This window comes from Duganella sp. CF402 (genome assembly GCF_900109645.1).
Lineage (GTDB): Bacteria > Pseudomonadota > Gammaproteobacteria > Burkholderiales > Burkholderiaceae_D > Rugamonas.
Map to the genome: position 1 here is coordinate 147,230 of NZ_FOBG01000002.1, position 12,857 is coordinate 160,086.

Annotated in this window: 11 protein-coding genes; 10 read left to right on the top strand and 1 reads right to left on the bottom strand. The window is 63.9% G+C overall.

Translation table 11 applies throughout. The features are described 5' to 3' along the window. Positions 1–125: 125 nt before the first annotated feature. From BMZ70_RS18700 to BMZ70_RS18740, 9 genes are read left to right on the top strand one after another with little or no spacing between them, the layout of a single operon-like run. On the top strand, positions 126–2,447 hold the full coding sequence (locus BMZ70_RS18700; RefSeq protein ID WP_175500805.1) for a DUF1549 and DUF1553 domain-containing protein: 2,322 nt from the start codon (positions 126–128) through the stop codon (positions 2,445–2,447). A gap of 30 nt (positions 2,448–2,477) precedes the next feature. Next, positions 2,478–3,923: a DUF1501 domain-containing protein gene (locus BMZ70_RS18705; protein WP_092278215.1), complete on the top strand. Its 1,446-nt coding sequence runs from the start codon at positions 2,478–2,480 to the stop codon at positions 3,921–3,923. Positions 3,924–3,934: 11 nt separating this feature from the next. After that, positions 3,935–4,345, top strand: coding sequence for a CHRD domain-containing protein (locus BMZ70_RS18710; protein ID WP_092278217.1), 411 nt, complete (start codon positions 3,935–3,937; stop codon positions 4,343–4,345). A gap of 12 nt (positions 4,346–4,357) precedes the next feature. Continuing rightward, a complete protein-coding gene (locus BMZ70_RS18715) occupies positions 4,358–4,735 on the top strand; it encodes a hypothetical protein (protein ID WP_092278219.1) in 378 nt (125 codons plus the stop codon). 15 nt (positions 4,736–4,750) lie between these two features. After that, positions 4,751–5,368: a c-type cytochrome gene (locus BMZ70_RS18720; RefSeq protein ID WP_229205499.1), complete on the top strand. Its 618-nt coding sequence runs from the start codon at positions 4,751–4,753 to the stop codon at positions 5,366–5,368. Between the two features lie 25 nt (positions 5,369–5,393). After that, positions 5,394–5,975 (top strand): peroxiredoxin, encoded by a 582-nt coding sequence (locus BMZ70_RS18725; RefSeq protein ID WP_092278221.1) that lies wholly within the window; start codon positions 5,394–5,396, stop codon positions 5,973–5,975. Positions 5,976–5,985: 10 nt separating this feature from the next. Further along, on the top strand, positions 5,986–6,990 hold the full coding sequence (locus BMZ70_RS18730; protein WP_092278223.1) for an SMP-30/gluconolactonase/LRE family protein: 1,005 nt from the start codon (positions 5,986–5,988) through the stop codon (positions 6,988–6,990). 28 nt (positions 6,991–7,018) lie between these two features. Then, on the top strand, positions 7,019–7,498 hold the full coding sequence (locus tag BMZ70_RS18735) for a c-type cytochrome (RefSeq protein WP_175500806.1): 480 nt from the start codon (positions 7,019–7,021) through the stop codon (positions 7,496–7,498). After that, positions 7,498–8,202, top strand: coding sequence for a lectin (locus tag BMZ70_RS18740; RefSeq protein ID WP_229205500.1), 705 nt, complete (start codon positions 7,498–7,500; stop codon positions 8,200–8,202). Before BMZ70_RS18735 ends, BMZ70_RS18740 begins: the two co-directional genes overlap by 1 nt. 38 nt (positions 8,203–8,240) lie before the next feature. Here BMZ70_RS18740 and BMZ70_RS18745 read toward each other — a convergent pair whose 3' ends face one another. Further along, entirely contained in the window at positions 8,241–10,907 is a 2,667-nt protein-coding gene (locus tag BMZ70_RS18745) for a TonB-dependent receptor (protein ID WP_207231584.1), read from the bottom strand. Between the two features lie 286 nt (positions 10,908–11,193). Here BMZ70_RS18745 and groL point away from each other — a divergent pair, with 286 nt between their 5' ends. Continuing rightward, positions 11,194–12,813: a chaperonin GroEL gene (groL, locus tag BMZ70_RS18750; RefSeq protein ID WP_092278227.1), complete on the top strand. Its 1,620-nt coding sequence runs from the start codon at positions 11,194–11,196 to the stop codon at positions 12,811–12,813. Positions 12,814–12,857: the final 44 nt, after the last annotated feature.

Here is a 12,857-nt window from a genome sequence, read left to right on the forward strand (position 1 = left end):
CCGCTGCCTCCCGCAGGAAAATCCATATAAATCAAGTACATGAAGTTTTTCCGGCGACTGGCACGGTAGTTGCGAACAGATAGCCATCAACCTCACCAAGCCACGCATCTAGAAGGAGCAAGTCCGTGAACCAGCCTGTCATCAAGACGTTAGCGATCGCCGTGCTGCTGTGCTTTTCCGCAGCGCTGTCGGCGGCCAACGACGATAAACCCGCCGCAGATTCCAAACCGGCCGCCGCATCAGCCAAAGCCTGGGCCTACAGCACGCCGCAACGCCCGGACGTACCGGTCGTCAAACAAAAAGCGTGGGTACGCACGCCGGTCGACGCCTTCGTGCTGGCCAAGCTGGAACAGAAAGGCCTGAAACCCTCGCCCGACGCCGACCGCGCCACCTACATCCGCCGCGCCACGCTCGACACCTGGGGCCTGATCCCGACGCCGGAAGAAGTGAAGGCCTTCGTCAACGACAAGTCGCCCGACGCCTATGAGAAGCTGGCCGACCGCCTGCTGTCGTCGCCGCACTACGGCGAACGCCAGGCGCGCCGCTGGCTGGACCTGGCGTGCTACGCCGACAGCGCCGGCTTCCAGCAGGATGTGACGCGGCCGAACAACTTCCGCTACCGCGACTACGTCATCAACGCCTTCAACGGCGACAAGCCGTTCAATCGCTTCATCCGCGAGCAGATCGCCGGCGACGAGATCTGGCCTGACAATCAGGACGCCCGCATCGCCACCGGCTTCCTGGCCGGCTATCCGGACAACCTGAACTCGCGCGACCTGGTCCAGCGTAAATACCAGATCGCCACCGACATGACCGACCTGGTAGGCGAGACCTTCCTGGCCGCCACCGTCGGCTGCGCGCGCTGCCACAACCACAAGGCCGATAAGGTCAGCCAGAAGGAATACTTCCAGCTGCAGGCCTACTTCGCCAACACCAGCTTCGATGAAAAAGCGCCGGCCATCAAAGGTCCGGGCGAACTGGAATTCGAGAAGCAGCAGGCCGCGTACCGCGAAGCGACGAAGTCGATCCGCGATCAGCAGAAAGCCATCCTCGACACCGTGCGCACCGAGGGCGTCAAGTACCACAAGGAGCGCTACCTGACCGACAGCCGCGAGGCCATCTTCAAGCCGGAGTCCGAATGGACGCCGATGGACCGCTGGGTTAACTTCCGCCTGAAGTCCGTCAGCAGCGAGCAGGATGTGGTGCAGTACCTGCGCATCACCGCCGAGGAAAAGGATGCGGCGGAATACAATCCGGCCAACGTCGAGAAGTGGAAGCAATACCAGAAGCTGACCGCCGAGCTGCGCAAGTTCGACAAGCTGCGCCCGACCAAGGGCAGCCTGACGCTGACCACCGCCACCGAGCTGGGTCACGCCGATGCACCGGCGACCTACGTCCGCTTCGGCGGCGTGCATGAGCGTCCGACCGATGAAGTGCAACCAGCGCTGCCTGCGCTGTGGGCCGGCAGCGCAAGTAACACCAAGCTGGAAATCAAGCCAACCGCCACCTCCTCCGGCCGCCGCACCGCGCTGGCCGACTGGCTGGCCAGCGACAGCAATCCGCTGACCGCACGCGTGTTCGTCAACCGCGTATGGAGCCAGTACTTCGCCAACGGCATCGTCAGCACCGTGGCCGACTTTGGTCGTGCAGGCCAGAAGCCGACCCACCCGGAACTGCTGGACTACCTGGCCACCGACTTTGTGAAGAACGGCTGGAGCGTGAAGAAGCTGCATCGCCAGATCCTGCTGTCGTCGGTGTATCGCCAGTCGTCCAACCAGCGTGACGATGTGCTGAAGGCCGATCCGGACAACAAGCTGCTGGCGGTCTATCCACGCAAACGCCTGGAAGCGGAAGCGATCCGCGACTCGCTGCTGGCCGCATCGGGCCAGCTGGTCGACAAAGTAGGCGGCCCTGCGGTATTCCCGCAAGTGCCGGGCAACTTCAACGCCGGCAACCTGTGGACCGCCTCCACCGATCCGCAGGAGCAGAACCGCCGCAGCCTGTATGTGTTCGTACGCCGCAGCGTGCCTTACCCGCTGACGCAAAGCTTTGATCCGGCCGACCCATCGCACGCCCACCACAAGCGGGACGTCACCACTACGCCGCTGCAAGCGCTCACGCTCTTCAACAGCGACGTGGTGTTCAACTGGTCGCAGGCACTGGCAGGCCGCGTGATCCGCGAAGCCGGCCAGGATGAAAACGCGCAGCTCACCCGCCTGTACGAAATCCTGTTCTCGCGCGCCCCGAACAAGAGCGAGAAGGCGGCGCTGAAGGACTTCCTGGATAAAGAGGAAAAAATCATCCAGGCCAAGAACGCCGACGGCAAGTTCGAGATCGCCGTGCCGGTGGGCGCGAAAGAGAAGCGCGTGAATCCGATTCGCGCCGCCGCTTTCGTCGATCTGGTTCACGCGGTCGCCAACTCCAACGATTTCGCATATCGCTTCTAACTACAACACTTAACAAAGAAGGACAGCACCATGAGCATCAATTCACGTCGCGACTTCCTGCTGAAAACCGGCCTTGGCCTCGGCGCTGGCGCCGTTAGCGGCCTGCTGCCGGGCGGCGGCTTCCTGCACGCGGCCACCGCTGCAGAGCTGATCGATCCGCTGGCGCCCAAGCAGCCGCACTTCCCAGCCAAGGTCAAGTCGGTGATCTGGCTCCACCAGAACGGCGCACCAAGCACGCTGGACCTGTTCGACTACAAGCCGGAGCTGGTTCGCCTGGCCGGGCAAGACACGCCGGCCTCGTTCCTGAAAGGGATCAAGACCAGTACCCAGGGCGGCGTCGGCAAACTGTATGCATCCAAGCGCACCTGGAAGCAGCATGGCGAAAGCGCTGCGTGGTTCTCCGACCTGGTGCCGAACATCGCCACCCAGGCCGACAAGATCGCCTTCATCAAGTCCAGCGTGACCGTGGGCGCGACCCACGACATCTCGATCCTGAAGCTGAATACCGGCGACCTGAGTCCCGGTCGTCCATCGCTGGGCGCGTGGGTCAGCTACGCGCTGGGCACCGCCAATCCGGACCTGCCGCCTTACGTGGTGCTCTACAATGGCAAGAGCGAGCCTAGCGCCGGCTCGGTCAACTGGAACTCCGGTTTCCTGCCGGCGGTGTACCAAGGCACGGCCTTCCGTCCCGGCCCGTCGCCGATTCTGTACCTGGAACGTCCGGAGCTGCGCACGGCGGAGCAACAGCGCTCGTCGCTGGACCTGCTCAAGCGTCTCAACAACGAAGGCGCGGCGCGCTACCCGGCCGACACCGAACTGAAAGCGCGCGTACGTTCCTACGAACTGGCCGACCGCATGCAGGTGGCCGCACCGGAAGCGGTGGACCTGGCCAAGGAAAGCGACGCGACCAAGGAACTGTATGGCATCAACGACGAAACCAGTTCCAGCTACGGCACCACCCTGCTGCGCGCGCGCCGCCTGGTGGAGCGCGGCGTGCGTTTCGTGCAGGTGGTGACCGGTGCGCCGGACGGCCAGACCGATATCACCAGCTGGGACGCGCACAGCGAACTGGAAAAAAACCACAGCGTGAATGCCCGCATGATCGACAAGCCGATCGCCGGCCTGCTGGCCGACCTGGAATCGCGCGGCCTGCTGCAATCGACGCTGGTGGTGTGGACTTCGGAATTCGGCCGCACCTCGTATGGCCAGAGCGGCAATGGCCGCGACCACAATCCGTGGGGCTACACCCAGTGGGTGGCGGGCGGCGGCATCAAGGCCGGCACCACCTACGGCGCGACCGATGAAATCGGCCTGCAAGTGGCCGACAAGGACACCGCCGTCGATACCTACGACCTGCACGCCACCGTGCTGCAGCTGCTGGGCCTCGACCACCTGAAAACCACTTTCCTCAACAACGGCCGCTCGGAACGCCCGACCGTCGTCTACGGGAAGGTCATCAAAGAACTGCTGGCTTAACAGGATTAAAAATGAACAAACATCGTATCGCAGCAATTGTACTGGCGCTGGGCGCCGCGCTGGCAAACGCCGGTGAAACCCGCGTCGTCCTGACGGGGGCCGAGGAACTCCCAGCCGTCACCACCAATGCCAGCGGCAGCGGCGTGATCGTGGTCGGCAACGGCGCCGGCCACGCGGTCAGCGGCAGCATCGTCGTGAAAGACGTGCAGGCCACGGCAGCCCATATCCACCAGGGCGCCGCCGGCAAGAGCGGCCCTCCGGTGATCACCCTGGCCAAGACCGGCGACAACACGTGGTCGGTTCCGGAGGGCTCGTCCTTCAACGACGACCAGTATGCCGCTTACCTGGCCGGTAACCTGTACATCAATGTGCACAGCGCGGAACACAAGCCGGGCGAGATTCGCGGCCAGCTGCGTCCTTGATGCCGGAGCACCATGCGTAAAGTGATTTTGATCGTTGCAGCCTCGGTGTTCGTATCAACCGCTGTCCGCTCCGCAGAGGAGATGGGCATGGACCTGATGCAGAACATCGAGGATACCAACAAAAGCCTGTCGTCGAACATCGCCCTCAGTAACAAGGCCGGCGCCACGTCGGATGCGAAGGAACTGACACAGATGTTCGCCGAGGTTGAAACCTATTTCAACCACAAGGGCGACGCCAACAACGCGGTCGACCTGGCAAAGCAAAGCAAGGACTTGTCGAACCAGATCGTCGGTTTTGTGGCGGCGAATAATTTTGAATCGGCCACCACGGCGGCGACCACCCTGTCGCGTACCTGCCGTACCTGCCATACGTTCTACAAGAAGGAGTAGCACATTTTAAAAGCATTGCAGTGCGCCCTGCTGCTGCCCGCGCTGGCGCTGGCAGCGCCGCCGGGCGATCCGCTCATTGGCCGCGAAAAGGCCGATACGGAGCGCTGCCTGGAATGCCACGGTGCGCCGACCGAAGGACAGGGCTTCAGCACCGGCACCGATGGCAAGTTCGCCCGCCTCGGCGGCCAGCAGTACGAGTACATCGTCAAGCAGGTCAAGGATTTCCGTAGCGGTAAGCGCAAGCACGAGTTCATGCAGATGATGGCGCGCGGGATCAGCGATGCCGATCTGGCCGATATCGCCGCCTACTTCGCCTCGCTGCCGCCAGAACCGGCAGCGCAGGCTACGGCGGCAGCAAACGCGCATGGTGGCGCCGCACAGCAGCTTTATGCGCACGGCGATCCGGCCCGCAAGCTGCCCGCCTGCGCCAGCTGCCACGGCGAAGGCGGAAAAGGCCTTGCAGGCGTGGCGCCGGTGATCGGCGGACAAGGCAAGGCCTACCTTGAGCAGCAATTGCGCGACTGGCGCAACGGCAGCCGAAAAAACAGCGCCGGCGACGTGATGAACCAGTTCACCAAGCCGCTGAGCGACACCGAAATCGAAGCGCTGGCGCGCTACGTATCGGACATGTAGACAACCACACAGAGAGGAACATCGAATGAAACGCATCCTGATCGCCGCCCTGCTGTCCGCAGCGGTGGCCATTCCAGCCAGCGCCGCGCTGAAGGAAGGCGACACCGCGCCGGCCTTCCAGGTGCAAGCTTCGCAAAACGGCAAAGCCTTTTCCTATTCGCTCAAGGAAGCGCTGAAGAAAGGGCCGGTGGTGGTGTACTTCTACCCTTCCGCCTTCACCGGCGGCTGCAACATCCAGGCCCACACCTTCGCCGTCAATCATGACAAATTCAGCGCCGCAGGAGCCACTGTGGTCGGCGTATCGCTGGACAGCATCGCGCGGCTAAATGAATTCTCGGCCGATCCGAATTACTGCGCCGGCAAATTCCCGGTGGCGGCGGACGCCAACGGCGATATCGCCAAGTCGTTCGACCTGGCCATCCGCGAGATCCCGGCTGGCCGCAAGGACACGCGCGGCGTCGAGATCGACCACGCCGCCACTGAGCGCACCACCTTCGTCATCACCCCGGACGGCAAGATCGCCGCCACCGTGGGCGGCCTGACACCGGAAGCCAACGTCGAAAAAGCGCTGGCCACGGTACAGCAGCTGCCGCGTAAAAAATCGTAAGGACAAGCGCATGCGATACCAACTCCTGAAACCACTCTCCGCAGCTCTGATAGCCGCCGGCCTGACGCTGGCCGCTGCCGACATCACCGCGCAAACCGCCAGCGTCGGCGCTGCCGTCACGCCGGCCATCGCCGGTGTGGTGGCCGCCGGCACCGCCATCGAATTGATCAAGGAAGGCTTCAACGGCACCGAAGGCCCGCTGGTCCTGCAGGATGGCAGCTTTATCTTCACCGAGACCACCGCCAACCGCATCACCCGCATCGCGCCGGACGGCAGCATCTCCACCTTCCTCGACAACAGCAACGGCTCCAATGGCCTGGGCTTCGGCGCCAACGGCGACTTGTACGCTGTGCAGGTACTGAAGCCGCGCGTCGGCATCGTCTACCCCGCCGAACATGCGCGCACGCTGGCGGACGGCTTTGAGGGCAAGCCCTTCGGCCGCCCCAATGACCTGGTGGTCGACCGCAAGGGCGGCGTCTACTTCACCGACTCCGGCGCGCCGCCGCGCCCTGCCGGCTCGCCTGCGCCGGCAGAACCGCCGCGCGATGTCGCCAAGCCTGCGGTCTACTACATCACGCCCGCCGGCCAGTTGCAGCGACTCGCCGCCGATATCGAGCGGCCGAACGGCATCCAGCTCAGCCCCGACGAGAAGGTGCTGTACGTCGCCAATACCGCCGGCGAATACGTGCTGGCCTACGACATACAGGCCGACGGCAGCATCGGCCCGCGCCGCAACTTCGCCAAGCTGGCGGGCTGGCGCCAGACCGAAACCGGCAGCAGCAGCGGCGCCGACGGCCTGGCGGTGGACGCCAGCGGCAGGCTGTATGTCGCCAGCACGGCCGGCATCCAGGTCTTCTCCAGCAAAGGCGAAGCACTGGGCATCATCGCGCTGCCGAAGGCACCGCAGAACCTGGCCTTTGCAGGCCCGGGCAAGAAAACGCTGTACGTGGTCGGTCGTGGTTCGGCCTACAAGATCGCGCTGCAAGCGGAAGGCTATGGCGGACGCGCCAAGTAGTTTTTTTTAACCTGACGATGGGATACAGATGAAAGCTCGTTTCAAGAAAATTCTCGCGCCGTCGCTGGCGGTGGTACTGCTGGCTGCCTCCGTGGCTGCGGTGGCGCAGCAGGCGCCCAAACCGGAAAACCTGATCAAATGGCGCCAGTCGGCGTTCCAGCTGGTGGCCTGGAACACCGGCAAGATCAAGGCTTCGGTCGAAGGCCAGTACAACAAGGATGAAGTGCAGCGTGCGGCCAACGCCATCGCCGCCATCGCCAATTCCGGCCTGCCTGGCCTGTTCGCGGCCGGCACCGAGCAAGGCAAGGGCTGGCACGACACCAGCGCCAAGCCGGAAGTGTTCAAGGACGCCAAGCGCTTCGGCGAACTGAATGCCGCCTTCGCGAAAGAAGCCGGCGAGCTGGCTACCGTGTCCGCCGGTGGCGACGTGGCCGCCATCAAAGCCCAATTCGGCAAGCTGCAGCGCACCTGCAAATCCTGCCACGACGACTTCAAATCCAAAGACTGATGATGACCAAGCATACTTCCCTGATCTGCGGCGCGGTTGCCGCATTGTGCATGGCTGCTGGCGCGTACGCGCAGCAGCAGCCTAACACCGCCCGTTCCACCGACCCGGCCAAGCCGCTGAGTTTTTTTGTCACCAGTGAAGGCAAGGGCCAAGGCGCGGACCTGGGCGGCCTCGAAGGCGCGGACGCGCACTGCCAGAAGCTGGCTGAATCGGTCGGCGCCGGCAAGCAGACGTGGCGTGCTTACCTGAGCACCCAGGCCAGCGAGGGCAAGCCGGCCGTCAATGCGCGCGACCGCATCGGCAGCGGCCCTTGGTTCAACACGCGCGGCGCGCAGATCGCGCGCGACGTAGCGCATTTGCATGGCGATAACGTGGAGGCGGCACGGCTCGGCAACAACCTGTCGCGCACCACCGTACTGACCGAGAAGAACGAGCCGGTGAAAGGTGCGGGCGACAAACCGAACGAGCATGACATCATCACCGGCTCCACGCCGGATGGCCGTGCGTTCGCCGATGCGGCGGACCACACCTGCAAGAACTACACGTCCAGCGCGGCGGATGGTTCGGCGCAGCTGGGTCACTTCGACCGCACCGGCGGTGGCAACACTTCGTGGAACGCGGCGCATCCGAGCCGTGGCTGCGGCCAGGCCAACCTGGTCGCCACCGGCGGCGCCGGTTTGCTGTACTGCTTCGCCGCAAACTAAGCTTCTCCGGGCGGCGCATGCGCCGCCCTTCCCTCCTGCTACAGCTTCCCGCTGAATACCACGCCGACCCAGCGCCCAACCGCCGGCACATAGCTATTCCACGTCACCACTTGCGAAGTACGGTTGTCGAACAGGTTCTTGGCCAGCAGCGTCACATCGAACTTTTTGTCCAGCGTACCAAGGCCGATGCCGAAGTCGGTGATGCTGTACGCCGGCACCCATGCATAGCTGGACAAGGCCACATCCGAGTTGTACTTGCTGCTATAGGCGGTATTGAAGCTGGCATGGAATTCCTTGTCCCAGCCCTTCACCGGCGCGCGGTACTCGGCCCCCACGTTGAAGGTGAACTTCGCTGCTCCCGGCAGGTTCTGCCCTGTCACGTCGCGATACGGCGTGGTGAGGTTGGCCATTTCAACCGGATTGGATGAATTCTTGAACTCCTTGTAGTACGCGTCGTTGAACGCGCCTGAGAAGCGGATATTGGTGTTCGGGATGCCGCTGTAGACGCCGTCGAACTCCAGCCCCTGCGCCCGTACCCGCGCCGCATTGCCGGTGGCAGCGGTGTAGTACAGCGAGCCATCAGCCTTCTGCGCCGTGGTGTAGGCGTCGTACACTTGCACCGCCTGTTGATAGTCCTTGATATCGTTGAGGAACAGATCCGCGCTCAGGGTCAGCTTCTTGTCCAGCAGCGTGGTCTTCACGCCGATCTCGTAGGACTTCGATTTCTCCGGCCGTGCGTCGTTGGAAAAGCCGTTGATGACCTGCGCGATGCCAGCCTTCTCTCCATACTGGAAGGAGGCGTAGGTGGTGACGTTGTCGTTGATCTTGTAACTTGGGCTGAGCAGGATGGTCGGCTGGCGGTCGTGGATGGTATCCGCCTGCTTCAGGTTATAGACCACGCCGATGTTCGCCGAGCGGATCGCCTTGGCGGCGGCGATCTGCTTCTTCTGGTCAGTGCTCAGTGCCGCGTAGGCGACGCCGAAGTATTTTTGCGCCGTGTAGTCGGCCAGGGCCAGTTGAGTGGCGCTGTTGGCGGCGAGGTTGCCGTTGGCGTCGCTATTGAAGCCACCGAGCGAGATGCCGTTCACCGTCGCCGGATTCAGCTCCGCGCCAAAGCCGTCTTCGGCGATGAACTTGACCGAGGAATTCTTGCGCTGCTCGGCGGTGATGCGCAAGCCACCGGTGACGGTGAGCGCTTCCGACGCATGCCAGTTGGCTTGGCCATACAGCGCGGCGCTCTTGCTGTGGATGTCCTGCGGCGTGTTGGTCTCCAGCCGGCTCAGGGAATTTTGCAGCAGGTAGCGGCCGGCGCCGTCCTTATCCAGCGTGGTGTACTGGGCGGCGCTGGCGAACCATGCGCCGGCATCCGAGCCGAAGCCGGTACGCGAGCTGTAGTTGTTCTTCTGCGAGAGCAGGTACAAGCCGGTCTGGTAGTCGACCGCTCCGCCCACCGGTGACGTCAGGCGCAACTCCTCGCTGACCTGCGCATTGCGCGAGACATAACCACCGCCGTTCTTGCTGATATCGAACGGCGTACCTTCGTCGTTGCGGGCCTGGAAGTAGAAGTCCTTGTAACCGGTGATCGAGGTAACGGTGTGTTCACCCAGCTTCCACGTCAGCGTGGCCGAGGCGCCGTTGGTGGCAGTGACCAGCGGGCGCTGGTTATCCTGATTGACCTGTGCTGCAAGATAGGAGCTCGCGTAGCCGTAGTCCTTCTGCTGGAGGAACCAGCGGCGCGCCAGGCGCGTGGAGGCGTCTGTCGCCAGCGCATTGGGCTGGCCGTTGGCGTACTTGGTCGGCGTCGGAGTGAAGAACGTCCAGCCGTTGTAGTACTCCTCGTGGCGCGGTGTGAGCTCCAACTTGAGCAAGGCGTTGAAGCCGGCGTATGGCGTCAAAAGGAACTGCACGCGGCCGGAGACGTTGTCCTTGTTCTTGTAGCTGAAGTCCCCGTTGTAGGCGTTGGGATAGACGCCCTGCCCCTTGTCCACGCTGAAGGCGGCACGCCAAGCCAGAAGGTCATCAATCACCGCGCCACCGATGGCGGCGTTGGCGATCAGGCGATTCTTCTCGCCGAAGGCGACCGAGTAGCTGCTGTCCGGCGTGAAGGAAGGACGGCGGGTGGTGATGTTGATCGCGCCCATGCTGGCGTTCTTGCCATACAGGGTGCCCTGCGGGCCGCGCAGCACTTCGACGCCATCAACGTCGTAGAAATCGAACGACGACAAGGGATTGTAGGCGTAGCTGACGCCATCCACGGTGATGCCGACGCTGGGGTCCATCGCGTCGGTCTGCGCTTGCTTGCCAAGGCCGCGTATCGAGATGGCGCTGGTGCGGGCATTCCCCTGATTCCACGAGACGTTGGCGGCGCGCTGCGTGATGGAGGCCACGTCGCGCGCTTGCAAGCGATCGAGTTCGCTGCCGGTGACGACCGAGATCGAGGCCGGGACGTCTTTCAGGCGCTCCAGGCGATTGCGGGCGCGGACGGTCAGCTCGCCCAGTGTTTCTGCTTCATCTGGCGCCGGGGCGGCCGCAACGACAGGAGCGTCCGATGGCGCAGCAGCAGTTGTCGCCACTGGCGCGGCCGCCGGCACAGCCGCTGCGCCGCCCTGCGCGGCAATGATCTGCTTGAGGCGCGCGATCTCCGCCTGCAGTTCGGCGACGCTCGGATCGGCCGCATACGCCGCGCCCGAAGTCAGTAATGCCACGGCAGACGCCACGGCGGTCAACGATAGTTCTTTCATTGTGTGCGATCTTAAAAGTGAACGGTGAACTCCCGCTTTGCAAGTCGTATGCCACGCCGCCATCACAGGGAGATGCCGATTTCACGCCAGCCAACTGTTGATCGCAGCACTATTTCTTGTTGCCCTGCTGCTGCGAGCCAAACAGCAAAGCGCTTATACCTAAAGCCGCTATGCAAATGCGGAACTCTTACTTTGCCAGCCATGCTGGCCAACCTACAATCGGCGCAATGACCGTTTATCGAGAGAAGAGATGAGTGCAAAGGAAGTGGTGTTTGGCCAGGATGCGCGTGCGCGCCTGGCCTCTGGCGTCAACCTGCTGGCGGATGCGGTGAAAGTCACGCTCGGCCCGCGCGGCCGGCACGCGGTGCTGGAGCGCGGCGTCGCCGCGCCGGTACTGACCAAGGATGGCATAACGGTGGCGCGCGAAATCGCGCTGGCCGATCCGCTGCAGAACATGGGCGTGCAGCTGGCGACCGAAGTCTCGGCCCGCACTGGCGATAGTGTCGGCGACGGCACCACCACGGCGACCGTGCTGGCGCAAGCCATCCTGCGCGAGGGCTTGAAGCACGTCGCTTCCGGCCACAGTCCGACGGAGCTCAAGCGCGGCATCGACCTTGGCACTGCCGCCGTACTGGCCCAATTGGCGGCGCTGTCACGCGAGGTGGCATCGTCCAGCGAGATCGCACAGGTGGCGACCGTGTCCGCCAACGGCGACGCCACGATCGGCGCGCTGATTGCGCAGGCCTTCGAAAAGGTTGGCAAGGATGGCGCGATCACGGTGGAAGATGGCCCCAGCCGGCATGATGAACTGGTACTGACGGCGGGCTTGCAGTTTGCGCGCGGTTATCTGTCGCCCTACTTCATCAGCGACGCAGAGCGCGGGCTGGCGGAGCTGGAACGGCCGCTGATCCTGCTGGCCGACCAAAAGATCACCAGCCTGCACCAACTGCTGCCGGTGCTGGAACTGGCGGCTCAGGCGGCGCGGCCGCTGCTGGTGGTGGCGGAAGATGTGCAGGGCGATGCGCTGGCGGGGCTGGTGCTGAACCATGCGCGTGGCGCGCTCAAGTCGGTGGCGATCAAGGCGCCCGGCTACGGCGAACGTCGCCGCGCCAGCCTGGAGGATCTGGCGGCGCTGACCGGTGCGCGTCTGATCAGCAGTGACAGCGGCCTGGCGCTGGATACGCTGTCCCTGGGCGACCTGGGACAGGCGCGCCGCGTGGAGGTCGGCAAGGAGCACACCACCATTATCGACGGCGCGGGAACGCAGGAACAGATCGCGGCGCGCGCGGCGCTGATCAAAGCGGAGATGGCGGCCGTTGGCGCGGGCTATGACCGCGACCAATTGCAGAAGCGACTGGCTGGACTTGCCGGCGGCGTAGCGGCAATCCGGCTCGGCGCGTCCACGGACGTGGAGCTGTCAGAGAAAAAGGCGCGGCTTGAAGACGCTCTGCATGCCACCCGCGCAGCCATCGCCGAAGGCGTGGTGGCCGGTGGCGGCATCGCCTTGCTCCGTGCACGCCAATCCCTGTCGCCGCTACGCGGACCCAATGCGGGCGAGGATGCTGGCATTGCGATCCTGCTGCGCGCACTCGAAGAACCGCTGCGGCAGATTGCGGCCAACGCGGGCGACTCGCCATCGATTGTGCTGGGCCGTGTGTTGGAAGGCTCCGGCCACTTCGGCTACAACGCCGCCGATGGCAGCTATGGCGACCTGGCCGCGCTGGGCGTGCTCGATCCAGCCAAGGTAACGCGCATCGCGCTGCAAAACGCCGCCTCCATCGCCGGCCTGCTGCTGACCACCGACGCCGGCATCTACACCATCCCGCAACCAAACGACCCGCACGACCATCACGACGACCACCACGATTAGACGTCGCGGCGACTCGCTCTCAGCATGGATTCCCGCCTGCGCGG